Genomic DNA, 22,704 nt, shown 5'->3' with positions numbered 1-22,704 from the left:
ACACGAGGTCGACGGACTACCAGTCCGTGTCCTGGATGTTTTCCGGGAGGGGCAGGTGGGATGTTGCGCCGCCATGCTCCGACCCGATCAGTCTTCACGGCTGGTACACCCTCCCTATGGATGCTAGAGAGGTGGCTACCATGCCAACCCGCCAGGTTCTGTTCGGCTTGGCCCTGCTCGGTGCTGCCGGCACCGGCTGGGCCGACGACGCCATGTTCAACCTTGCCGAAGGGCCAGCCGCTGCCGGTTCCCGAGCGCCGGCCGGCATGGCCTTTCCGCCGCTCGGGACACCGCCGGCCTATCGCGACAGCGACACGATCGCCGGAGTCAGCCTGGGCCAGCTGTACCGGCTGGGCAAGAACACCTGGCTGGGAGTGGCCTCTGCCAGCAGCTACGAGCAGGATCTCGACGAGCGCTCCGGCGTCGCCAGTCCCGTGGCGAACCTCGCCCTGGGGTTTCTGGAGGCCAATCGGCTGATCGCCGACACGCGGGCACCGCGCACCGTCACCGCGAGCGTTGCCCATCGGCTCGACAGCGGGTGGATGCTTTCGGCCAGCGTGGGCTGGCAGGGGCAGGGCTGGGGCGGACTCGACAGGAGCGCCAACGAGGCGCAGGCCCTCGGTGCCGCGACCTCGGGTGCCTCCGAGCACCAGTACCGGGACACCTGGCGCCTCGCCTTGGGGGCGGAGCAGCAGCTCAGCGAGCGGTTGAGTTGGAGCGTCGGGGTGAGATACGGCTCTTCGTCGCGGGCCGGCAAGGGGCGTACCCCGACCGACCCGTTGCCGGAGAATCTGCGCCTGGCCGCCGGGCTGCGTTACCAGATGGAGGAGGGGATGGAGCTGCAGTTCGGCTACAGCCTGATCCGGTTCGGCGCATCGCCGGACCGCTCGAGCAGTCGGGGGCGCACCGACATCCTGCCTAGCGAGCCAGCCAACAGCACCCTGCGCATCGTCGGCGGCGGCATGGTCTGGCGTTTCTGAGGGGCGGCCGGGAGAGCCAGGCCTGCCGGGAGCAGCCCTTAACCGGGGTTTCCCTGGCACTGGCGGATATAGTCCTGGACGCCCTTCAGGGCTTCCTCGCGGCTGGCGTAGGGCCCCATCAGTTGGCCCTCGCGGGTGTCGAAGAAGAACTCGTGGTTGACGACACTGATGCGGTCGGCGCGGAAGTGGGGGGTGGGAGTCGTGTCGGTCGAGCGGTGTGCGGACATGGCAGTGCTCCTTGCGTTGCTCTATGGCTCGGGGGGATTGGTGGCATGCCGCTCCTCGAACCCGGAGGCCATGCCACCGGAGCCACAATACCCGAGGTCCTGTCGGACAAAAGTATGGCCGATGTTCCCTGCGGTGTTCCCTTCAGCCGTGCCGGCCAGCGTCCAGCATGTCCTGGGGACGCACCCAGGCATCGAAGTCCTCGGCGCCGACGTAGCCCAGCGCCAGGGCGGCCTCGCGCAGGGTGGTGCCCTCGGCGTAGGCCTTCTTGGCGATTTCTGCGGCCTTGTCGTAGCCGATGTGCGGGTTCAGCGCGGTCACCAGCATCAGGCTGCGCTCGAGGTGCTCGGTCATCCGCCGCGGGTCCGGCTCCAGCCCCTCGATGCAATGCTGGCGGAAGTTGTGGCAGCCGTCGGCGAGCAGGCGCACCGACTGCAGCAGGTTGTGGATGATCACCGGCTTGTAGACGTTGAGCTGCAGGTGCCCTTGGCTGGCGGCGAAGGCGATGGTGCCGTCGTTGCCCAGCACCTGGCAGGCGAGCATGGCCAGTGCCTCGCACTGGGTCGGGTTGACCTTGCCGGGCATGATCGAGCTGCCCGGCTCGTTGGCCGGCAGGCGTACCTCGGCGAAGCCGGCGCGCGGCCCGGAGCCGAGCAGGCGCAGGTCGTTGGCGAGCTTCATCAGCGCCACCGCCAGGGTTTTCAGCGCGCCGGAGAGGCTCACCAGCGGCTCGTGGCCGGCGAGGGCGGCGAACTTGTTCGGCGCCGAGACGAAGGGCAGTCCGGAGAGCGCGGCGAGTTCCGCGGCGATGGACTCGGCGAAGCCGCGCGGCGCGTTCAGCCCGGTGCCGACCGCGGTGCCGCCCTGGGCCAGCTCGCAGACCGCCGGCAGCGCCGCGCGGATTGCCCGTTCGGCCAGGCCCAGCTGGGCGACGAAGGCCGAGAGTTCCTGGCCGAAGGTGACCGGCGTGGCGTCCATCAGGTGGGTGCGTCCGGTCTTGACCAGCCGGGCATGGCGCTTGGCCTGAACGTCGAGGGCCTCGGCCAGTTCCTCGACGGCCGGCAGCAGGTCCAGCCGCACGGCGCGTACGGCGGCGATGTGCATGGCGGTGGGGAAGCAGTCGTTGGAACTCTGCGCGCGGTTGACGTGGTCGTTGGGATGCACCGGACTCTTGCCGCCGCGCGGCCCGCCGGCCAGCTCGTTGGCCCGCCCGGCGATCACCTCGTTGACATTCATGTTGCTCTGGGTGCCGCTGCCGGTCTGCCAGACCACCAGCGGGAACTGGTCGTCGAGCCGGCCGGCGATCACCTCGTCGGCGGCCCGCTCGATCAGCCGGGCGACCTCCGGCGGCAGGTCGCCGAGGCGCTCGTTGACCCGCGCCGCGGCCTTCTTGATCAGCGCCAGGGCGTGCAGAACGGCCAGCGGCATGCGCTCCTGGCCGATGGCGAAGTTGATCAGCGAGCGCTGTGTCTGGGCGCCCCAGTAGACTTCGTCGGGAACCTCGATCAGCCCCAGGCTGTCGGTTTCGATGCGGCTCATGCGGCAGTTCTCCTCGGGAGTGGGCTGTACCGGAGTGTAGACGCCGCCTCCGCCGGCCTCCCTTGAGCGCCCTCCGGCTTGGGCGCAGAATGGCCCGGCCGGGAAGGCCTCGTCGGAGGTTTTTCCCCTTTTGCCTTGCCTAGAAGGATGTCCGAATGTCCCGTTTTCGAGTGCTTTGCGCCGCCTCTCTGCTGCTCTGCGCCAGCGGCCAGGCGCTGGCCGACGCTGCCAGCCATGCCGCCGCCGCGGAGAAGTTCCTCCAGGTGGTGCGGGCCGACAAGCTGACCGTGCCGGTCTACGCCCAGGTGCAGCAGATGTTCGCCCGGCGCTTCGCCGAGGCCAAGGCGCCGCAGAGCAAGCAGCCGCTGCTCGAGCGCTACCAGGCCCGGGCCAATACCGCGCTGGACAAGGCGGTCGGCTGGGACAAGCTCAAGCCCGATCTGGTCAAGCTCTACACCGGCACCTTCAGCGAAAGCGAGATGAAGGATCTGCTCGAGTTCTACCAGTCGCCGCTGGGCCAGAAGGTCCTGCAGAGCATGCCGGCGCTGACCGCGCAGTCGGCGCAGATTACCCAGGCGGCGCTGGAGGCGGCGGTGCCGGAAGTGAACAAGCTGCTTGAAGACATGCAGAAAGAGCTGGGAGAGCCCAAGAAATGACCCTCAAGAGCGAACGCATCAAGACCGCCCTGGCGGCCCTCGAACCCCAGTACCTGGAGCTGCTCGACGAAAGCCACATGCACAGTCGCGGTCAGGAGACCCACTACAAGGCGGTGATCGTCAGCCCGCAGTTCGCCGGTCTGGGCGTGGTCAAGCGCCATCAGAAAGTCTACGCCACCCTCGGCGAACTGATGGGGCAGATCCATGCCCTGGCCCTGCACACCTACACCCCCGAGGAGTGGGCGGAGCGCGGCGTCGCGCCGGATTCGCCGCTCTGTGCCGGCGGTAGCAAGCACGATCACTGAGGCCACGCGGACGAGCGGCAGTTTGCCGCAGTCCGTCAGGCTGCTCCCGCTGCGGTAAACTCCGCCCTGCGCCGGCCCACGCCGGCGCAGCCATTTTCAGGGTATCGACAGCTTTTTTGCCGGCCAAGGGCCACACCCCCCGGCCCGGCTGACTACGATCAGAAAACGCACCCTCCACACGCGCTACGGAGTTCGTATGAGTCAGCGCCTGCTCTATGTAATGGATCCGATGTGCTCCTGGTGCTGGGGCTTCGCCCCGGTGGTCGAGGAGCTGGCCCGTCAGGCAGCGCAGGCGGGCGTAAGGCTGGACTGGGTGGTCGGCGGCCTGCGCCAGGAGTGCGCACCGCTCAGCGAGCCGGCTCGCGAGCGCATCTTCGCCCACTGGCGGGCGGTGAGCGGCGAAACCGGCCAGCCTTTCAACTTCGCCGGGGGGCTGCCGGAGGGCCTGGTTTACGACACCGAGCCGGCCTGCCGGGCGCTGGTGGTGGCGCGCCACCTCGCGCCGCGACGGGTGGGGCGTCTCGCGCGGCTGATCCAGCAGGCCTTCTACCTGGAGGGTCGTGATGTTACCCATGCGCGCGTCCTGCTGGAGCTGGCCGAAACCGCCGGCTTCAGCCGCTGCTGCTTCGCCGAGGCCTTCGACAGCGCCGAGCAGCGGGCCGCCACCCGCGCCGATTTCGCCTGGGTCGAGCGGCTCGGCATCGCCGGCTTCCCGACCCTGCTGGCCGAGCGCAACGGCATGCTCGCTCTCTTGACCAACGGCCATCAGCCGCTGGAGCGCCTGTCGCCGTTGCTGGAGCGCTGGTTGGAGCGTGCCGTCCATGCCTGAGCCGTCCGATCGCCTGAGCTGGGCGGAGATCCGCCGGCTCGCCCTGCATCACCGCAAGGCCCTGCTGCTGGCCAACGGCGTCGCCGTGCTGGCGGCCCTGGCCAGCGTGCCGATTCCGCTCCTGCTGCCGCTGCTGGTCGACGAGGTGCTGCTCAAACAGGGCGACGCGGCGCTGCGGCTGATGGATCACCTGCTGCCCGCCGTCTGGCAGAACGCGGTCGGCTACATCGGCCTGATGCTGCTGGCGACCCTGCTGCTGCGCGGCGCGGCGCTGCTGTTCGGCGTGCTGCAGGCCAAGCTGTTCGCCGGCCTCTCGAAGGACATCGTCTACCGCCTGCGCCTGCGCCTGATCGATCGCCTCGAGCGCATCTCCCTCGGCGAATACGAAAGCCTCGGCAGCGGCACCGTGACCGCCCATCTGGTCACCGACCTGGATACCCTCGACACCTTCGTCGGCGATACCCTGAGCCGCTTTCTGGTCGCCGTCCTGACCCTGGCCGGCACCTCGGCGATCCTGATCTGGATGCACTGGCAGCTGGCCCTGCTGATCCTGCTGTTCAACCCCCTGGTGATCTACGCCACGGTGCTGCTCGGCAAGCGCGTCAAGCACCTGAAGAAGCTGGAGAACGACAGCACCGCGCGCTTCACCCAGGCGCTCAGCGAAACCCTCGAGGCGATCCAGGAGGTTCGCGCCGGCAACCGCCAGGGCTTCTTCCTCGGTCGCCTCGGCCAGCGTGCCCAGGAAGTGCGCGACCGCGCGGTCGCCTCGCAGTGGAAGACCGATGCCTCGAGCCGCGCCAGCGGTCTGCTGTTCCAGTTCGGCATCGACGTGTTCCGTGCCGCGGCGATGCTCACCGTGCTGTTCTCCGACCTGTCGATCGGGCAGATGCTCGCGGTGTTCAGCTACCTGTGGTTCATGATCGCCCCGGTGGAGCAACTGCTCGGCCTGCAGTACGCCTTCTACGCCGCCGGCGGCGCCCTGGCGCGGATCAACGAGCTGCTCGCCCGCGCCGACGAGCCGCAGTATCCCGGCGGCGTCGACCCTTTCCGGGGACGCACCACGGTCGGCATCGAGGTGCGCGACCTGCATTTCGCCTACCGCGACGAGCCGGTGCTGGACGGCCTCGATCTGTCCATCGCGCCGGGAGAGAAGGTCGCGGTGGTCGGCGCTTCGGGCGGCGGCAAGAGCACCCTGGTGCAACTGCTGCTCGGCCTCTACACCCCGCAGTCCGGGACCATCCGCTTCGGCGGCTCGACCCTCCAGGAGATCGGCCTGGCGCGGGTGCGCGAACATGTCGCGGTGGTCCTGCAGCAGCCGGCGCTGTTCAACGACACGGTGCGCGCCAACCTCACCCTGGGCCGCGAGCGCAGCGACGAGGCCTGCTGGCAGGCGCTGGAGATCGCCCAGCTGGCGCCGACCATCCGCGCCCTGCCGCAGGGGCTGGGCAGCGTGGTCGGGCGCTCCGGCGTGCGTCTCTCCGGCGGCCAGCGGCAGCGCCTGGCGATCGCCCGCATGGTGCTTGCCGACCCGCAGGTGGTAATCCTCGACGAGGCCACCTCGGCCCTCGACGCCGCCACCGAATACGCCCTGCACCAGGCCCTGGGGCGCTTCCTCCACGGCCGCACCACCCTGATCATCGCCCACCGCCTGTCCGCGGTGAAGCAGGCCGACCGGGTGCTGGTATTCGACGGCGGGCGCATCGCCGAACAGGGCGACCACCATCAACTGATCGCCGAGGGCGGCCTCTATGCCAAGCTCTACGGGCATCTGCAGCACTGAGCCGGCGTACGGGAAACGTCGTTGCCTGACGCAGGGGCTTTCCTACCAACTGCAGGGCGGCGTCGGGCGGATGAACCACTGCCCCGGCGAGCCCTCGTGGAGCGTCACCGGGGTCAACCACTGGAAGAGTGAGCCGATGTCCACCCGGTCTCCGCTGGCGAGGGCGCGGAGAAAGAGCCTGCCGCCGATCACCGCTCGGCCCCCGAAAAAGTGCCCACCGGGCGAGGCCGTGACCGTCGCGCAGGTCGCCGCGGGGACTTCCGGGTCTTCGACCAGTACCGTACGGATGCTCTCGCTGCGCTTGCCGCGCCGGTTGGTCGTGCTGTAGGTACATCCGTAGCGCCCGGTGCGGCGGGTATCGACCGTGCAGTCGGCGCCGACCGCCAGCTCGCCGTCCCGCTCGTCCGCGGCGCGGGCGCCGGGATCGACGAAGCGCTCGCCGAGCGCCAGGCGCAGCGGGTTCGGTCCTTCGATGGTCACTCGCGGCCGGTCGCTGGCCGTTGCGCCGTTGCGGGGATGACGGGCGAAGAACTCCCAGAGGATGTCCGGGTGGCTGGGGCCCTGACGCAGCGCGTAGTTGCCGTCGCGGCCGTGTTCGCCGCCGATCCAGTAGTGGCCGCGGTCCTCGTCGTCCGCCGCGGGGGTTTCCAGCGGTCCCTGGTAGAACAGCGTTTCCACCAGCGAGCGGCTGGCGTTGTTGCCGTCGGCGCTGAACACCTCGCGGCGGCAGCCGTAGTCGTTGCCGCCGAACACCGGGAAGCAGCGCCCCTGCGCCGCCAGGGTGGTGGCCGGGGTGTCGAAGGGGGCACTGCCGAAGACCTTGAGGTGGGCGTCGCGCAGGCGGCGCCCGGCGCTCTGCACCACGGTGCAGTCGTTGTCGTTCTGCACGACCAGCAGCGGGATCGGGTAGGGGTCGTCGAGTTCGGCGCGCATGTCGGCCGCTACCTGCTCGACGCTGTGGATGCGGGCGCCGCTCAGCGGGCAGACGGCGAAGGACACCGCCTGCACGTCCTCGCCGTAGGGCAGGCCGGCCACGCTGGCCGCTGCGGCCCAGTATTCGTTGTGGGCGATCGCCTCCGCCACGCTCATCGCCGCGCCGGAGGAGAGTCCGGCGATGTAGCGGCGCGCCGGGTCGACCGTGTGACGGGCTTCCACCGCCTGAGCGATGCGCAGCAGGTCCTCCGCCTCGCCGCGACCGGCATGGCGCTGCCCGTCGAGCCAGAAGCCCCAGCAGTTGGGGGTGCGCGGCTCGTCGTAGTCGGTGACGAAGGGCGCGACCAGGATGAAGCCGTAGCGGTCGGCGGCGGCGGTCAGCCCCCAGTCGCGCAGCACGTCGTCGTGATCCATCCGGCAGCCGTGCAGCGCCATCACCAGGGGCGCCGCTGCGGGCAGCACGTCCGGCACATAGACCTTGTACTGGCGCTCGCGCGAGCCGGGATAGTCGGCAGCGGGCAGGCTGTAGGACTCGAGGGTGCCGGCCCAGGCGGCAAGGCCGGGCAGCACGAGCAGGGATAGGACGAGCAGGCGGAAGGTCCGTTTCCAAGGCATCGCGGCGATTCCTTCTCGGGGTGGATCTGGCGTTCGCTTGCTGCAGGGTAGAACTCCCCTGCAGCGCTGGCTAGTCCCTCCTGTGGATGATCGGTGGGGCTCGTCCAGCGTTCGGTCGCTTGAGACTGCCACCGTTGCCCTTGCCGTTTTCCCGTGCGGAAAGCGCGGCGAGCGCTACGGGATTCGCTCGCGGCGGGGCCGACCGTCACCCGGCGTCTGGCTGGCGGAGATTTGTGGTCGATACTTCGTCCATTGCCTGCGCCGAACCGGTGACACCGATGCATGCCTGTGACACTCATTCCGCGAGGACGGATCGTGGGCGGGGACGAGCCATGCCCTGGATCGTGCTGCTCCTCGCCCTGCTCGGCGAGTCCCGGGCCGATCCGCTGGCCGCGGCGCAGGAGCGTTTCCAGGCGCTGACCAGCTACCGGGCCACGGTGCGCCGGATCGCCGGCGGCAGCGAGCGGCAGGTGCTGCGCTATTTCTATCGCAAGCCTGGCTGGATCCGCATGGAGTTCGTCCGGCCGCACGAGGGGCTGGTGCTGATCTACGACCCCGGCGAGCACCGGGTACGGGTCTGGCCGTTAGGTCTGGACGGCTTGCCGCGGCTCAGTTTCGATCCCGACAATACGTTGATCCGCGGTCCGCACGGCCTGCGCGTCGACCACACCGACGTCGGCACGCAGCTGGCGAATTTCCGGGCGCTACAGGCCCACGGCAAGCTGACCGTACTCGGCGACGGGGAAGTCGCCGCGCGACCGGTCGTCGGTTTCGAGATCGGCGGGCTGGCGGAGACGAGCCGGCCGGACGTGCGACGCTACCGGATCTGGCTGGCGCAGGACAGCCTCTTCCCGTTGCGCTTCGAAACCTTCGGCAGCGACGGACGGCTCATCGAACGTGTCGACCTGGCAGACGCGGAGATCGACGTTCCCTTTCCCCGGCGGTTTTTCACGCCCTGAGGCCAAGGGTACGAAGGGGCGCCGCCGGTCTTGGCCCGACCCGGCGCCTCACGGTGCGCGCAACCGTCCCTAATGCCGATCTTCCATCTTGCTCTGCTGCGCTCCGTAGGCCTGGTAGTCGGCGGTTTCCTCGGAGTTGGACGCCTCGAACGGGCGGTCGGTGGCCGACAGGCTGACTGCCAGTCCGGTGGCGTCGACCCGGACGACGCCATGCACCGCGCGGGCCAGCTGGAGGGCTTCGTTGCGTTGCCGGTGGCTGTTGACCATGCCGCTCAGGAACACCTCGCCGCCGTGGGTCTTGACGTGGATCTCCTGGCCGCGGGTATCCCGGGCGAGGGCCAGGGAGGACTTCACGTTGGCGGTGATCCAGGTGTCGTGGATGGTGGCGCCGAGGCCGTGGGGGGTGTGGCTGGACGAATGGGTTTTCATGATGGCGAACCTCTCGAGCCGAACAGGACATGGGCTCGGATAGTCATGGGAGGGCCTGTCATCGGTCGTCTCCAGCCGGGAAACCATCGGTGACAACCTCCTATTGATTATAGTTGCGCAGCATCCGGCAACCGCCACACGGGCGACCGGCCGTCAGGAAAGCCTGGCGGGACGGACTGGCTGCAGCCGCCGCTTGCCCGGCGGCGGATCTTCGCCTGTGCTGAAGGTATCGGCACAGACTTCGAACGCGAGGAAGCGAGATGAACGCCATACCGGAAATCGCCCCGCACAACCCCATCGGTACCGACGGCTTCGAGTTCGTCGAGTTCACCGCGCCGAACGCCGCGGGCATCGCCCAGCTGCGCGGGCTGTTCACCGTCATGGGCTTCACCGAAACCGCCCGGCACCGCTCCAAGGAGGTCTTCCTGTTCCAGCAGAGCGGCATCAACTTCGTCCTCAACGGCAGTCCCGGCGGGCCGGTGCATGCCTTCGCCGAGCGCCACGGGCCGAGCGCCTGCGCCATGGCCTTCCGGGTGAAAAATGCGGCCCAGGCCGCCGCCTACGTGCAGGCCCAGGGGGCAAAACTGTTGGGCAGCCATGCCAACTTCGGCGAGCTGAACATCCCCTGCGTCGAGGGCATCGGCGGCTCGCTGCTCTACCTGGTGGACCGCTACGGCGAGCGCAGCATCTATGACGTCGATTTCGACTTCATCGAGGGGCGCAGCGCGCAGGACAACGCCGTCGGCCTGACCGCCATCGACCACCTGACCCACAACGTCGAGCGCGGGCGGATGGACTTCTGGGCCGGTTTCTACGCGCGCATCGCCGGCTTTCGCGAGATCCGCTACTTCGACATCGAGGGCCGGCACACCGGCCTGCTGTCGCGGGCGATGACCGCGCCCTGCGGGAAGATCCGCATTCCCATCAATGAGTCGGCCGACGACCGCTCGCAGATCGCCGAATTCATCCGCGACTACCGCGGCGAGGGCATCCAGCACATCGCCCTGACTACCGACGACATCTACGCCACGGTGCGCGCACTACGTGCCAACGGCGTGGAGTTCATGCACACCCCGGACACCTACTACGAGAAGGTCGATGCCCGCGTGCCGCGCCACGGCGAACCCCTGGAAGCGCTGCGCGAGCTGAACATCCTGATCGACGGCGCGGCAGGCGCGGAGGGCATCCTGTTGCAGATCTTCACCCACGCCCTGATCGGCCCGATCTTCTTCGAGATCATCCAGCGCAAAGGCAACCAGGGCTTCGGCGAGGGCAACTTCCGCGCCCTGTTCGAATCCATCGAAGAGGATCAGGTCCGGCGCGGGGTACTGAAGGGATAGGCGCGTAGAGTGGGAAACGGCCACAGGCCTTTCCCCCCGAAGCGCAGAGCGGGATCAGCTCTCTCCGCGTCGGAGAGGCGCACCGGCCGTAGCGCCGGCGGCCGGGGAGGGTGGCGTCGTGGGGCTCGCGGTGAGCGGCGACTGCCACTTCTGCAACTCGCGGGCCCACTCATCTAGGGGGACGCGCGCCTCTTGGTGCCAGATGCGCCGCCACAGCAGCCCGAGATGCTCGAGGCGGCCGCGGTTCATCGGCAGCCGCTCCGGCCGGGGCAGGAGCTGCCAGCGGCCGTCGTGCTCGGCGGCCAGGGCAAAGCGGAAGGGGTGGGCGCCGGTCATGCCCAAGCGCAGGTCGGTGACTACCAGCTTCCCGTCGATCTTGTCGTAGCGCAGCCAGTCCTGGGTGAACCAGCGCAGTCTCGCCAGTTGCGGCGAATCGTCCAGCCCGGCCATCAGGGCGCTGCCGCGGGGCAGGCGGACCAGCTCCGGCGGCTGGCGGTCGAGCCAGCCGACCAGCGCCTCGAGGTAGTCCTCGCCGTCGTGCACCAGCACCCGCCAGAGCAGGCTGTTGAAGGGGGTCGGCGCACTGAACAGCGCTTCGGCGCGAATGCCCTGGCGCTTCAGTTCCGCCGTCACGCGCCCTTCGGCCATCTGCTTGCCGGCCAGGGTCAGGCCCAGATAGAGGGTCGACAGGCCCAGCGCCCAGTACTGCCAGCGCAGACCCCGGCCGTGCAGGCTGCACAGGACGCCGCCCAGCACCGCGCCGAGCAGCGGCAGGGTGTACAGCGGATCGATGATGAACACGCTCGACCAGACCACCGGCGGCGTGGCCAGCGGCCAGAGCAGCTGGGTGCCGTAGCTGGTCAGGCTGTCCAGCAGCACATGGGTGACCAGCACCAGCCAGACGGCAAGGAACAGGCGGCTGCCACTGTACCCCGGATGCGGCTTGAAACGCCGCAGCAGCCAGGTCAGCAGCAGCGCAAAGCCGCTGAGGACGAACAGGGAATGGCTGAAGCCGCGGTGGTGGGTCATGTTGGCGACGGCGTCGCCGTAGTCGATCAGCACGTCGAGATCGGGCAGGGTACCGAGCAGCGCGCCGTAGAGCAGCGCCTTGCGTCCCTGCCAGCGCCCGAGCAGCGCGCCCTGCACGCTGGCGCCGAGCACGGCCTGGGTGAGCGAGTCCATCGGTGAGTTCCGTAAGGCGAAAGCGAACGGATAAGGTAGCCGAGCGGGGCGTGGGAGGGATAATCGGTTGTTTGGCGGATTGTTGCGGAGGGCTATCGCCGAGCGGCGCAGGAGTGAGGCACTGGGAGGTTTCAGTGGATTCTGGACTTCAGATTCCGGGTCGGCTGCAGTGTTGCGCAGCGGCGCCCGTCGGGGAGTGCAGCGCCGGATCGTTCCGGCGCTGCTGTTTCTGTCCGGCGTTTATGGAGCGGTTGCGTCCTCCGGCGAGGTTTTCGCACTCAGGCTTTCCAGCGTCTTTTGCAGCCAAGCGCTGTAGGCCGATTGAATCTGGCTAAGGGTCGATGCCTGTTTGCTGGCATCGTCCTGATACTGCTGGACGATGTTCAGGCTGGCGTCCAGGTAGGAGGCCAGGAACTGTTGTGGGGAGCTAGCGCCCTGCATGGCCTCAGTGATCTGCTTGCCGGTCCCGAGGGTGGTGGTCAGGAAGCGGATATAGCAATCGCTCTCCTTTTCCAGGGCGGCCAGTTGAATCTCCGCCAGTTCCTGATAGGCGGTGAACAGGGCCGAGGGGTTCACCCAGTTCGTACCGGTAGGCGTCCAGTGGGTGCGCTGCAGGGAGTCGGTGATCTGTTGGGCGATCTGGAGCGTATCCTTGACCGGCGTGATGGCTTCGAACAGAACCTGCACGTTCTGGGCGCTTTCGCTCGCATAGTCATTCCAGCGCTTGAGCGCCTCGGACAACTTCGGGTCGATCGCTGCATCCGCTGTGATGGCGTCCATGGTGTTACTCCTTAGTGAGAGAGGCTGACGCGGATCGGGGCCCGGCAAGGCGGCTGATCATCTTGTGGACGGCGCGCAGCTGGGGGGCATTGTTGGTGAAATAGTCGGGGTCCGGATCGCCCGGCGAGGAATAGCCCCAGAAGTCCCAGCACCCTTCCGGATTCAGCGGCGAGGCGTTGGAGGGCTGCACCTGGGGGTAGAGCATGATGAAGTCGTTGGCTTCGGCCATCTGGTTGTAGCCGGTCTGGGCGTAATACTTGTCGCCGATGACTGCCGCACCCTGTTTGCAGCCATGGAACACTACATGGATGGGACAGCTTTTGCCGTTCTGGCAAGCCGCCGGGACATAGGCATAAGCCGTGTCGCTCATGCTGGTGTTATCCGAGTCGATGAACTCCGACTGGTCGAAGGCGATGATTGGGCTGCTCAATTGATCGGCCGCCGGCTTCAAGTCCGAATAGATCTGGTTGAGTATGACGGCGGATTGTTCGAAATTGCAGTCGTTGATATATGGAGCCTTGGTCAGGGAACATGAGGTGTCGGTATTGCTGTTGGTGATCAGCGCATGGCCGGCATCGACGCTCTTGTCGTACTTGATGGACGATTCGGGGACCCCGACCGATGTGAAGAACTTGTAGGTCTGGTCCACCACCGTGGTGGTGACCGTGTCGTCATTTTGTCCGCTGAATATATAGATCCGGTCGTTCTTGAGATTGTCCAGGGTGCCGATCTTGCCGGAACTGGCCAACGAACTTGTCTGCCGGACCAACGAGGGGGTATTGGGACCGACGCTGGGCGTCAGAGGGTCCATGCAGGTGGTGGTGGCGTTCTCCATCAGGGTATTGTCCGACCATGACTTCGCGCACAAATAGGGGCCTCCGGCGACGATGCCGGCTCCCACCATGATGTCCGAGAACGCCACGTAGAGCTGGGAGGTCATGAAGGCACCGGACGACAGTCCCGATACCGAAGTCTTTTGAATGTCCGCGCCGTAGGATGGCAGTTTAGTGGTTGGCGGTTGGGCATGGGCGGTGGTGACAGCCAGCAAAGCCGCCAGCGCAAGTCCAGCCTTGATACGAGGTGTCGGAATTTTTCTCATCGTTCCATGCGAGAGACTCCCGCCGTTCATGGCGGGGAGGGATAGCACGACGGCCGGGACCGTCCCTGTACTCGCTGTCTCCTTTCAGTGGATGCTATCTGGATTGAGGGTGGGATTCGTCAAGGTTTGGCGAAGGCCGTCTTCGAGTATGGTCAAAAGGTGTGACAGTGCAAGGTCGCCGTGGGATGGCTCATGGAGCCTGCCCCGGCCCCGGGATCTATCGGCCTGTGAGTCGCTGGCTCGGGCGGCTGGTTCCCAGGGATTGCGGCGGATGCACGGCCATGCTGCATGGGGCTGCACTTTATTCGTTCTCGGGCGGATAGTTGCGAGATGTTTTGAGCGGACAAAAAGTCAGGCGCTGCGTTGTCGTGAGGGGCCGGCTGCCATAAGTCGCCGTTACATGTTGCGGTGAGAAATTGCAGGGTCGTGCGATTCATGAGTCATGCGTGATCGTCGCTGGTGAGTGTGGTCGGTGGTGTATTCGGACTGATGTCCGGAATAGTTTGTGCTCGGGGGCGTGCAGCTCTTGTAGAAAGTTGTTGGTCGACTTTACGGCCGATGCTCCGATCTTGGCGAAACTATGCGAAGCGGGTAGCGGCTTCGCTTAATCAGTTAAGTGGCGATGCGGAATATATATAAGTGTTGCATATGTATTCCGGTAACCCATTCTCCTCGCGAGCGGTTATCCTGCCCGTCCCCTTCGACCGAGTCCGTCATGCTGGAAATCTCCAATACCGTCCGCCTGCCCGACGACGAGATCGAACTGAGCGCGATCCGCGCCCAGGGAGCGGGCGGGCAGAACGTCAACAAGGTATCCAGCGCGGTGCATCTGCGCTTCGACATCCGCGCCTCGTCGCTGCCGGAGTTCTACAAGGAGCGTCTGCTGGCCCTGCACGACCGGCGCATCAGCGGCGAGGGCGTGGCGGTGATCAAGGCCCAGCAGTACCGCACCCAGGAGCAGAACCGCGCGGATGCCCTGGAGCGCCTGGCCGAGCTGATCCGCAGCGTGGCCAAGGTGGAGAAGGCGCGCCGCCCGACCCAACCGACCTATGGCTCGAAACAGCGCCGACTGGAGGGGAAGAGCAAGCGCGGAGCGGTCAAGGCGGGGCGGGGCCGGGTGGACTATTGAAGGCGCCGGCGCACCGGAGGTAGGCGGCCGGCGCTCGCGGCCGTCAGGCGATGGCGCGGATTGGCACCTGCGGCTCCTCCAGCGCGCCGAGGAATTCGTCGCCCCAGCGGCGGATGTCGTTGAAGGCGACGATGTCGAACAGCTCGCGCAGTCGCGCCCGGGCCTCGCTCCCGGGCATGTTCAGCGCCAGGTTGCACTGGTGCACCAGGTCGGCGGTGTCGTGGGGGTTGGTCAGCAGGGCGCCTTTGAGTTCGGCGGCGGCGCCGGCGAATTCGGAAAGCACCAGCACGCCGCTGCCGTCCAGCAGGCCCTGGGTGGCGACGAATTCCTTGGCCACCAGGTTGAGGCCGTCGCGCAGCGGGGTGATCCACATCACGTCGGCCATGGCGTACCAGCCCACCACTTCCTCGAACGGCAGGCTGCGGAAGAAAAACTGCACCGGCGTCCAGCCGACCCGCGCGAAGCGCCCGTTGATTCGCCCCACGGCCTGTTCGATCTGCCCCTGCAGCTCGTCGTAGACGGTCATCTCCCGCGCCGCCGGAACGCAGATGCTGGCCAGGGTGACCTTGCCCTGCAGCTCGGGGTTGTCCGCCAGCAGCCGCTCGAAGGCCTTGAGCTTTTCCAGCACGCCCTTGGTGTAGTCCAGGCGTTCTACGGAAAGGATCAGCCGCACCTCGCCCAGTTCCTCGCGCAGGCGGGCCATCTGCTGCTGCACGGCGTCCCGGGCCAGGGCGTCGCGCACCCGGTCGAGATCGAGCCCGACCGGATGGGCGCCGAGACGGACTTGGCGCATGCCGGTGTCGACCGCGGTGGTCATGCGCTCCAGGCCGACCGCGCAGCCGTAGGTGACGAAGCGCGGCGCGCAGTTCTGCCGGCCGAGGACTTTCAGCGGGGTCACGCCGCGGGCGACGTCGACGAAGTTTTCCACTTGGCGGGGGATGTGGAAGCCCACGTAGTCGCACTGCAGCAGGCTGCCGACGATCTGCCGGCGCCAGGGCACCACGTTGAAGACGTCCGCCGAGGGGAAGTAGGTGTGGTGGAAGAACGCCAGCTTGAGGTCCGGGCGCAGTTCGCGCAGGTAGGCCGGGACCATCCACAGGTTGTAGTCGTGCAGCCAGACGGTGGCACCTTCGGCGGCCTCCAGCGCGGTGCGTTCGGCGAAGGCGCGGTTGACCCGCAGGAACACTTGCCAGTCGTCTTCGTTGAAGACCGCGCGTTCCCAGAAGGTATGCAGGGTCGGCCAGAAGGCTTCCTTGGAGAAGCGCTTGTAGAAGGTGTCGATGTCGGTCTTGCCCAGCGGCACGCGGGCGGCGGTGAGGCGCGGATAGCGTTCGGCGTCGACCGTGGTGTGGCTCTCGAACTCGCCGTCGCCTGCCTCGTGCTCGGCCCAGGCGACCCAGGAGCCCTTGCGGCCGTCGGCGAAGAAGCTGAGCAGGGTAGGGATGATGCCGTTCGGCGAGGTCGGTCGGCGGCGCTGCAACCGGCCATGCTCGCGGTATTCCTCGTAGGGTAGGCGGTGGTAGACGATGACCAGCTCGGCCTGGCCCGGCTCGGCGGACTTGCGGCTCTCGGCGGCGAAGCCGTGCTCGCCGAGGAAGCCGAAGTGGGAGAAGGCCTGGATGATCCCGCCGCAGCCCGGGCTGTCGGCATGCAGGACGCGGGTGCAATTGAGGGTACGCTCCAGCAGGGCGGTTTCCGAGCGGCCGACGCAGACGCCCTTGAGGCCGCAGCTGAGCATGCTGAGGTCGTTCAGGGTGTCGCCGGCGACCAGCACCTGTTCCGGATCGAGACCGAGGTGCTCGACCAGCCGCAGCAGGCTGCTGCCCTTGTTCACCCCGCGCGGCAGGAAGTCCAGGTAGCGCTCCGCCGAGTACAGCAGGTCGCAGTCGAGGCGCTCGGCAATGGCCTGCAGGGCCGGGTCGGCGGCGCGCTCCGGGGTGCAGAAGTAGGAGCAGCGGCGCGCCTGGGGCACGTCCTGGCGCTGCAGGTCGGGAAGCTCGGCGAGGGCGCCGGCGATCTGGCTTTCGCCGGGCCAGCGGGCGTCGATGGCGTGCTGCAGCGGCTGGATCGGCTGCAGGGTGTCGCCGTGATAGAGGCTGGCGCCGACGTCGGCGACGATGTAGTCCGGCTGCGGCAGGGTGGGGTCGGCCAGCAGTGGCAGGACGGCCTCCAGGCTGCGGCCGGTGACGTAGGCCAACTGGATGTCGGGGTGGGCGGTGATGGTCTGATAGAGACTCAGGCGATCCTGCGGATCGCCGGCAAGAAAGGTTCCATCGAGATCGGTGGCAAGTAGCATGCGCTGTCTTCCTCTCCAAGAGTGGGGCAAGTTGACGCGCCGACCTGGGCCGACGAGCTTTTAGTGTCCGGTGACCTCCGTGGCCCCGGGAGTCAGGTGCAGGTTTCCTCCCTGGTGTGTTCCGCTTCCGTCGCGGCGGACTCGGCGGTGGGTTCGGCCGCGCTTTCCGGCATCAGTTCGAGCACGGTGTGGCTGGTGCGCAGCATGGGGGTGAACTGGGCGTGCGGCTCGCTGAGCAGATCGCTCACCCGGCGCAGGCGATGGAGGCCGTAGAGCGCCAGCAGGCCAAGGACCAGCGCGCAGTAGAGCGGCAGCCCGCGGGGGCCGAGCAGGTGCATGGCCAGGCCGGCGAGCAGCGGGCCGCAGGCCGAGCCCAGGCCGTTGACCAGCAAGAGGCCGCTGCAGCCGGAGAGGATCTCGTCCGGGTGCAACTGGTCGACCATCCGCGCCACGGCGATGGAGTAGATGGAAAAGGCCAGCCCGCCCCAGAGGAAGAAGGCGCCGAGCAAGAGGTTGCCGACAGGCAGCTGGCTGATCGCCAGCGCGACCAGCGCGGCGAGGACCACCACGCAGAGCATCACCTTCGCGCGGTCGTGACGATCCGAATAGCGCCCGATCGGCCACTGCAGCACGGCGCCGCCGAGGATCGTCGTGCTCATCAGCAGGCCCACCCCGGCGGCGTCGAAACCGCTCTGGCTGGCATATACCGGCGCCAGGCCCCAGAACGCGCCGAGGGCGAGGCCGGACAACCCCGAGGCGATCACCGACAGTGGGGCGATCCGCGCCAGCTGGCGCAGCTCCGTGGGTGGGGTGTCGGGCAGGGTCGGCTGGGCCTGGCGGGTCAGAGTGACGGGCAAGAGCGCGGCGCAGATGAGGATGCCGGCGAGGGCGAAGAGCAGGAATTCCAGCGGACTGGCGAGATTCAGCAGCTGCTGGGCGAGGGCCAGGGCGCCGAGGTTGACCGCCATGTAGACGGCGAACACCCGGCCGCGGCTGTCACCGCTGACCCGGGCGTTGAGCCAGCTCTCGATGACCATGTAGAGGGTGACCAGGACGATGCCGTAGACCACCCGCAGCGCCATCCACACCCAGGGGTTGACCAGGATCAGATGGAGCAGCGCGACGATGGCGCCCGAGGCGGCACAGCAGGCGAAGGCACGGATATGCCCGATGCGGCGGATCAGCGGTACCGTCAGCCAGGTGCCGAGCAGGTAGCCGACGAAATAGCCGGACATCAGCAGGCCGAGCAGCCCGGTGGAGTAGCCTTCGGCGACGCCACGCAGGGTCAGCAGGGTGTTGAGCAGTCCGTTGCCGAGCAGGAGTAGCGCAACCCCGCCGAGCAGCGAACCGATGGGAGCAATCTGGGACCACATGCGTCCCACCCTAGGGAGGTTGCCGACGAATGGCAACCCAAAGGCTCCCAGGGTGGATCGGATATTGCCTGCAAGTTATTGTTTTAAAAAAGGATATTTTTTCAGACGAACGGTCGCTGGCTGTTTCGCGCTGGTGCCAAGGGTCAGCCGCGGCCTTCCGGACTGTTCGCCACCGCGTCGGTGCGCGCCGCCATGATGAAGTCGTTGCGGTGCAGGCCGCGGATCTTGTGGCTCCACCAGGTCACGGTGACCTTGCCCCATTCGGTGAGCAGCGCCGGGTGATGACCCTCGGCCTCGGCGAGCGCGCCGACCGCGTTGGTGAAGGCCAGGGCCTGGGCGAAGTTCCTGAACGGGAAGACTTTCTCCAACTGCAGGATGCCGTCGCGGTTTTCCACGTTCCAGTCGGGGATCTGTCCGATCAGCTCGGCGAGTTCTGCTTCCGAGACTTTCGGTGCGTCGGCGCGGCAGGCTTCGCAGTGGGCTTGGGAGAGGGCGGTCATGGGCAGGCTCCGGTGCAAGGTCGAGGTAGGGTTCGGGCGGAAAACCGCTGCACGGGTTTTCCGCCCTGCGTCTGCTGTCGGCGCTCAGGCCGCCTTCGGCGGAAACTTCGGCGGATGCAGGCCGAGACGCATGGCTTGGCGCACCAGCGCCATGATGTCCTGGTTGGCCAGCTCGAACAGCCGCCGCAGGTCCGGCAGCACGAAGTAGAGCGGCTGCAGGATGTCGATGCGGTACGGCGTGCGCATCGCCTCGATCGGGTCGAAGGGCAGGTGTTCCGGCGCCGCGGACAGGCAGTAGAGGGTTTCCTTCGGCGAGGAGAGGATGCCGCCGCCGTAGATGCGCCGGCCCGCCGGGGTGTCGACCAGGCCGAACTCCACGGTCATCCAGTAGAGCCGCGCCAGGTAGACGCGCTCTTCCTTGCTGGCCGCCAGCCCCAGCCGGCCGTAGGCGTGGGTGAAGGCGGCGAACCAGGGGTCGGTCAGCATGGGGCAGTGGCCGAACAGCTCGTGGAAGATGTCCGGCTCCTGCAGGTAGTCGAGTTCCTCCGGCCGGCGGATGAAGGTGGCCACCGGAAACTGTCGGTCGGCGAGCAGCTCGAAGAAGGTCTGGAAGGGGATCAGCGCCGGCACCCGCGCTACCCGCCAGCCGGTGGCGGCTTCGAGCACGCGGTTGATCTCGCCGAGCTGGGGGATGCGTTCGTGCGGCAGGGCGAGCCGCTGGATGCCGTCCAGGTATTCCTGGCAGGCGCGTCCCTCCACCACGGCCAATTGGCGTGCGATCAGCGTCTGCCAGACGGCGTGCTCGGCTTCGGAATACGGGATCAGGCCCCGCTCGTCCGGTTGCCGGGCCACATAGGGCGTCGCGGTCATCTCGGTGCCTCCTGCGCTGCTGCGCACCGCTTATCTTCTTATATAGGCATAGCGCGAATGGGGCGGATCTGCCTGGCGGAAACGGCATGCCGTGGTGCAGGTCGCGTACCTCGTCCGGTAAGGAACGTCTCACAATCGGACACCACCATCGCCAACAAGCTGCGCCAGCATGGGCTGGGGCGGGAGCAGGGCGGGCCCGTTAGACCTTGGTGCAATGCTGGCCGCCGTTCCCGTCGGGTATAAAGAAGACGTCCTGGATCGGGAGATTCGATCCAAGTGTTTTGTTTGCATTCCTAGTGGAATGATGGGCGGGCGACCTCGGGTCGCCCTTTTTTTGCCCGCTCCCGCCGTTTCGCTTCACCTCTTCGCTTTCCTTCGTCTTTGCCCGTTTGTGCCGATATCTCGCATCCGCGCTTGCGATGCGCGGGGTGGCGCGCTTTGATCGTCCGGTGCGATCCCGGCTTCGGGCATCATGCATTTCCCATAACGAGAACAAGCGAGAGACCTCCATGCATCCAGCCCCCATCCGTTCCGCCCTGTTCGTTCCGGCGAGTCGCCCGGAGCGTATTCCCAAGGCGCTGGCCAGTGGCGCCGACGCGGTCATCGTCGATCTCGAGGATGCCGTCGAGGAAGGCCTCAAGGTCGAGGCGCGCGCCAATCTGGACGCCTTTCTGACCGACCACCCGCAGGCTCGTCTGCTGGTGCGCATCAATGCTTCGGTCCACCCCGAGCAGGCCGCGGACCTGGAGCTGTGCCGCCGCCAGCCGGGCATTCTCGGCGTGGTGCTGCCCAAGGTGGAGAGCGCGGTACAGGTCAGCCTGGTGGCGGCGGCCGGCAAGCCTGTGTGGCCGGCCGTCGAGACTGCTACAGGGCTGCACGCCCTGTCGGCGATCGCCCGCGTCCCGGGCGTCGAGCGGCTGACCTACGGCGGCCTCGATCTGGGGCTGGATCTGGGGTTGGCCGCCGGCAGCGAGGCTGGCGAACGGATCATGGATCAGGTGCGCTACGCACTGCTGCTGCAGTCGCGCACCGCCCGCCTGGCGCCGCCGCTGGAGACCATCTTCCCGGCCATCCAAGACTCGGTGGGGCTGGCCCGGCGCGCACGGATGGCCTGCGACATGGGGTTCGGCGGCCTGCTGTGCATCCATCCGGGTCAGGTCGCGGTGGTCCACGAGGCCTTCATGCCCTCCGCCGAGGAACTGGCCTGGGCGCGGCGAGTGATGGCGGGGGCGGCTTCCGGCGAGGGGGTGTTCGTGGTCGACGGACAGATGATCGATGCGCCGGTGGTGGGGCGTGCCCAGCGCCTGCTCGAGCGTGCCGGGCAGGCGCTGGCCTGAGTCGGCGCGACGGCGGCTGCCTTACATGGATCGGATTCGCGCCGACCCGCTGCGGCAGTGTCGCTTCGACGCGTGTGGCGATCATCTGGGAGGGGCGATGCTCCACCCGAGCAGCGCCTGATCAGCCCCAGTCGGGCGCCATTGCCATCGATCCGTGGTGATCATCGACTCTTGGCTGGGCCGGGCACTCAGCCTGTACGGCGACCATGACCGCTTCGCCGACACCTACTTTAAGACCTTCAAGGGTATGTACTTCACTGGCGGCGGTTCCTGCGGCGGCGGGGGCGTGCGGTGGGCAGGGCCGCACGGTCGTTCGCCTCGTCCTGCTAGAATGCCGCTCGCCTTCGCCGGCGCCCGTTCTGTCGGCGCGGCCTTTCCAACGCCCGGCACCCGGAAGCTTCGTCGCCCGCCATGACTGCCCATCGAATCGGTTTTCTCCTCTGGCCCGGGGTCCGGCCCCTGACCCTGGCCTTGGCCGAGGAGGCCCTGCAGCTCGCTGCCCACCTGCAACCGCAGGCGCGTTACGAACTGTGCTTCCTGCAGGCCGAGGTGCTGCAGGAGGGCAGCTGGCGCTTGCCCGGCATACCGTGGGAGGGCCGCTTGGGTGGCTTCGACAAGCTGCTGCTGCTGGCTGATGCGCCGACCGTCCGTGTGGCGCCGCCGCTGGCCGCGGCGCTCCGCCAGGTGGCGCGCGAGGGCTGCCAGCTGGGCGGGTTGTCCGCCGGCGTCTATCCGTTGGCCCAGCTCGGTCTGCTCGACGGCTACCGGGCGGCGGTGCACTGGCGCTGGCAGGAGGATTTCACCGAGCGCTTCCCCAAGGTGATTGCCACCGGCCACCTGTTCGACTGGGACCGCGACCGCCTCACCGCCTGCGGCGGCCTGGCCGTACTCGATCTGCTGTTGGCGGTGCTGGCCCGGGATCACGGCGCCGAGCTGGCCTGCGCGGTCAGCGAGGAGCTGGTGGTCGAGCGCATCCGCGAGGGCGGCGAACGCCAGCGCGTGCCGCTGCAGAACCGCCTCGGCTCCAGCCATCCCAAGCTGACCCAGGCGGTGCTGCTGATGGAGGCCAACATCGAGGAACCGTTGACCACCGACGAGATCGCCCAGCATGTCTGCGTCTCGCGGCGCCAGCTGGAGCGCATCTTCAAGCAGTACCTGAACCGGGTGCCGAGCCAGTACTACCTGGAGCTGCGCCTGAACAAGGCCCGCCAGCTGCTGCTGCAGACCGGCAAGTCGATCATCCAGATCGGCCTGTCCTGCGGCTTTTCCTCCGGGCCGCATTTTTCCAGCACCTACCGCGGCTTCTTCGGCACCACGCCGCGGGAGGATCGCAACCAGCGCCGTGCCGGCGGCCAGTTCGAGCCGACGGCGCCGGTCGAGTCGTGAACCGGAGCGGGGCGGGCTTCCGTTCGGGGGAATTTTTCGTCGCGCCGCTTCCCCCGCGCCGCACAGTGTTTAAACTGCGCCTTCCTTACGTTTTCCGCGTCGTCGCCGGAGCGTGGGGAACCCTGCGGATGGGCGTTGCAACACCCTGTCGCCCGGTGGAGA

The 22,704-nt window shown here is 67.6% G+C and carries 21 protein-coding genes; 10 read left to right on the top strand and 11 right to left on the bottom strand.

What is annotated here, in order from left to right; all coding sequences use genetic code 11:
* Positions 1–140: 140 nt before the first annotated feature.
* On the top strand, positions 141–980 hold the full coding sequence (locus tag BMY22_RS09160) for an outer membrane protein transport protein (RefSeq protein WP_090621373.1): 840 nt from the start codon (positions 141–143) through the stop codon (positions 978–980).
* A 38-nt stretch (positions 981–1,018) separates the two neighbouring features.
* On the opposite strand, the gene BMY22_RS09155 is transcribed toward BMY22_RS09160, so the two are convergent.
* Positions 1,019–1,207 carry a DUF6316 family protein gene (locus tag BMY22_RS09155; RefSeq protein WP_090621372.1) on the bottom strand — a complete coding sequence of 63 codons (189 nt, stop codon included), beginning with the start codon at positions 1,205–1,207 and terminating at the stop codon, positions 1,019–1,021.
* Positions 1,208–1,349: 142 nt separating this feature from the next.
* On the bottom strand, positions 1,350–2,744 hold the full coding sequence (locus BMY22_RS09150) for a class II fumarate hydratase (protein WP_090621370.1): 1,395 nt from the start codon (positions 2,742–2,744) through the stop codon (positions 1,350–1,352).
* 155 nt (positions 2,745–2,899) lie between these two features.
* Between BMY22_RS09150 and BMY22_RS09145 the strand changes: the two genes are divergently transcribed.
* From BMY22_RS09145 to BMY22_RS09130, 4 genes are all read left to right on the top strand, one after another.
* Positions 2,900–3,400 (top strand): DUF2059 domain-containing protein, encoded by a 501-nt coding sequence (locus tag BMY22_RS09145; RefSeq protein WP_090621368.1) that lies wholly within the window; start codon positions 2,900–2,902, stop codon positions 3,398–3,400.
* The gene (locus BMY22_RS09140) at positions 3,397–3,705 is read left to right on the top strand and encodes a BolA family protein (protein WP_090621367.1); all 309 of its coding nucleotides are present in this window, start codon (positions 3,397–3,399) and stop codon (positions 3,703–3,705) included. The genes BMY22_RS09145 and BMY22_RS09140 overlap by 4 nt, the downstream gene beginning before the upstream one ends.
* A 196-nt stretch (positions 3,706–3,901) precedes the next feature.
* Positions 3,902–4,534: a DsbA family protein gene (locus BMY22_RS09135; RefSeq protein WP_167363717.1), complete on the top strand. Its 633-nt coding sequence runs from the start codon at positions 3,902–3,904 to the stop codon at positions 4,532–4,534.
* Positions 4,527–6,314 carry an ABC transporter ATP-binding protein gene (locus tag BMY22_RS09130; RefSeq protein ID WP_090621365.1) on the top strand — a complete coding sequence of 596 codons (1,788 nt, stop codon included), beginning with the start codon at positions 4,527–4,529 and terminating at the stop codon, positions 6,312–6,314. The genes BMY22_RS09135 and BMY22_RS09130 overlap by 8 nt, the downstream gene beginning before the upstream one ends.
* 42 nt (positions 6,315–6,356) lie before the next feature.
* Here BMY22_RS09130 and BMY22_RS09125 read toward each other — a convergent pair whose 3' ends face one another.
* A complete protein-coding gene (locus BMY22_RS09125; RefSeq protein WP_090621363.1) occupies positions 6,357–7,862 on the bottom strand; it encodes an extracellular catalytic domain type 1 short-chain-length polyhydroxyalkanoate depolymerase in 1,506 nt (501 codons plus the stop codon).
* A gap of 332 nt (positions 7,863–8,194) precedes the next feature.
* Between BMY22_RS09125 and BMY22_RS09120 the strand changes: the two genes are divergently transcribed.
* Positions 8,195–8,821: a LolA family protein gene (locus tag BMY22_RS09120; RefSeq protein ID WP_244158832.1), complete on the top strand. Its 627-nt coding sequence runs from the start codon at positions 8,195–8,197 to the stop codon at positions 8,819–8,821.
* Between the two features lie 69 nt (positions 8,822–8,890).
* On the opposite strand, the gene BMY22_RS09115 is transcribed toward BMY22_RS09120, so the two are convergent.
* Positions 8,891–9,250 carry a BON domain-containing protein gene (locus BMY22_RS09115; protein ID WP_090621361.1) on the bottom strand — a complete coding sequence of 120 codons (360 nt, stop codon included), beginning with the start codon at positions 9,248–9,250 and terminating at the stop codon, positions 8,891–8,893.
* Between the two features lie 260 nt (positions 9,251–9,510).
* Between BMY22_RS09115 and hppD the strand changes: the two genes are divergently transcribed.
* The gene (gene hppD / locus BMY22_RS09110; protein ID WP_090621359.1) at positions 9,511–10,590 is read left to right on the top strand and encodes a 4-hydroxyphenylpyruvate dioxygenase; all 1,080 of its coding nucleotides are present in this window, start codon (positions 9,511–9,513) and stop codon (positions 10,588–10,590) included.
* A 54-nt stretch (positions 10,591–10,644) separates the two neighbouring features.
* Here hppD and BMY22_RS09105 read toward each other — a convergent pair whose 3' ends face one another.
* The 3 genes from BMY22_RS09105 to BMY22_RS09095 form a co-directional block, all read right to left on the bottom strand.
* Positions 10,645–11,772: a metal-dependent hydrolase gene (locus BMY22_RS09105; RefSeq protein WP_090621357.1), complete on the bottom strand. Its 1,128-nt coding sequence runs from the start codon at positions 11,770–11,772 to the stop codon at positions 10,645–10,647.
* A gap of 240 nt (positions 11,773–12,012) precedes the next feature.
* On the bottom strand, positions 12,013–12,552 hold the full coding sequence (locus tag BMY22_RS09100; protein WP_090621356.1) for a hypothetical protein: 540 nt from the start codon (positions 12,550–12,552) through the stop codon (positions 12,013–12,015).
* A 4-nt stretch (positions 12,553–12,556) separates the two neighbouring features.
* The gene (locus BMY22_RS09095; protein WP_090621354.1) at positions 12,557–13,651 is read right to left on the bottom strand and encodes an extracellular catalytic domain type 2 short-chain-length polyhydroxyalkanoate depolymerase; all 1,095 of its coding nucleotides are present in this window, start codon (positions 13,649–13,651) and stop codon (positions 12,557–12,559) included.
* Between the two features lie 715 nt (positions 13,652–14,366).
* On the opposite strand from BMY22_RS09095, the gene arfB reads away from it, so the two are divergent.
* On the top strand, positions 14,367–14,780 hold the full coding sequence (arfB, locus tag BMY22_RS09090; RefSeq protein ID WP_090621352.1) for an alternative ribosome rescue aminoacyl-tRNA hydrolase ArfB: 414 nt from the start codon (positions 14,367–14,369) through the stop codon (positions 14,778–14,780).
* A gap of 43 nt (positions 14,781–14,823) precedes the next feature.
* Here the strand turns inward: arfB and ggpS are convergent, their stop codons facing one another.
* The 4 genes from ggpS to phhA all read right to left on the bottom strand — a co-directional run bounded on the left by ggpS (position 14,824) and on the right by phhA (position 19,819).
* A complete protein-coding gene (gene ggpS, locus BMY22_RS09085; RefSeq protein WP_090621350.1) occupies positions 14,824–17,076 on the bottom strand; it encodes a glucosylglycerol-phosphate synthase in 2,253 nt (750 codons plus the stop codon).
* A gap of 92 nt (positions 17,077–17,168) precedes the next feature.
* Positions 17,169–18,449: an MFS transporter gene (locus BMY22_RS09080; RefSeq protein ID WP_090621349.1), complete on the bottom strand. Its 1,281-nt coding sequence runs from the start codon at positions 18,447–18,449 to the stop codon at positions 17,169–17,171.
* Positions 18,450–18,592: 143 nt separating this feature from the next.
* Positions 18,593–18,949 carry a 4a-hydroxytetrahydrobiopterin dehydratase gene (locus BMY22_RS09075; RefSeq protein WP_090621347.1) on the bottom strand — a complete coding sequence of 119 codons (357 nt, stop codon included), beginning with the start codon at positions 18,947–18,949 and terminating at the stop codon, positions 18,593–18,595.
* Positions 18,950–19,033: 84 nt separating this feature from the next.
* Positions 19,034–19,819: a phenylalanine 4-monooxygenase gene (gene phhA / locus BMY22_RS09070; RefSeq protein ID WP_090621344.1), complete on the bottom strand. Its 786-nt coding sequence runs from the start codon at positions 19,817–19,819 to the stop codon at positions 19,034–19,036.
* A 509-nt stretch (positions 19,820–20,328) separates the two neighbouring features.
* Between phhA and BMY22_RS09060 the strand changes: the two genes are divergently transcribed.
* Entirely contained in the window at positions 20,329–21,156 is an 828-nt protein-coding gene (locus tag BMY22_RS09060; RefSeq protein ID WP_090621342.1) for an HpcH/HpaI aldolase/citrate lyase family protein, read from the top strand.
* 411 nt (positions 21,157–21,567) lie between these two features.
* Entirely contained in the window at positions 21,568–22,542 is a 975-nt protein-coding gene (locus BMY22_RS09050; RefSeq protein WP_090621339.1) for a GlxA family transcriptional regulator, read from the top strand.
* The last annotated feature ends 162 nt before the right edge of the window (positions 22,543–22,704 follow it).

The organism is Azotobacter beijerinckii (assembly GCF_900110885.1).
In the GTDB taxonomy this organism is placed as follows: domain Bacteria; phylum Pseudomonadota; class Gammaproteobacteria; order Pseudomonadales; family Pseudomonadaceae; genus Azotobacter; species Azotobacter beijerinckii.
Note: the sequence above shows the minus strand (reverse complement) of the source record. Positions and strands in the feature narration are given on the sequence as shown.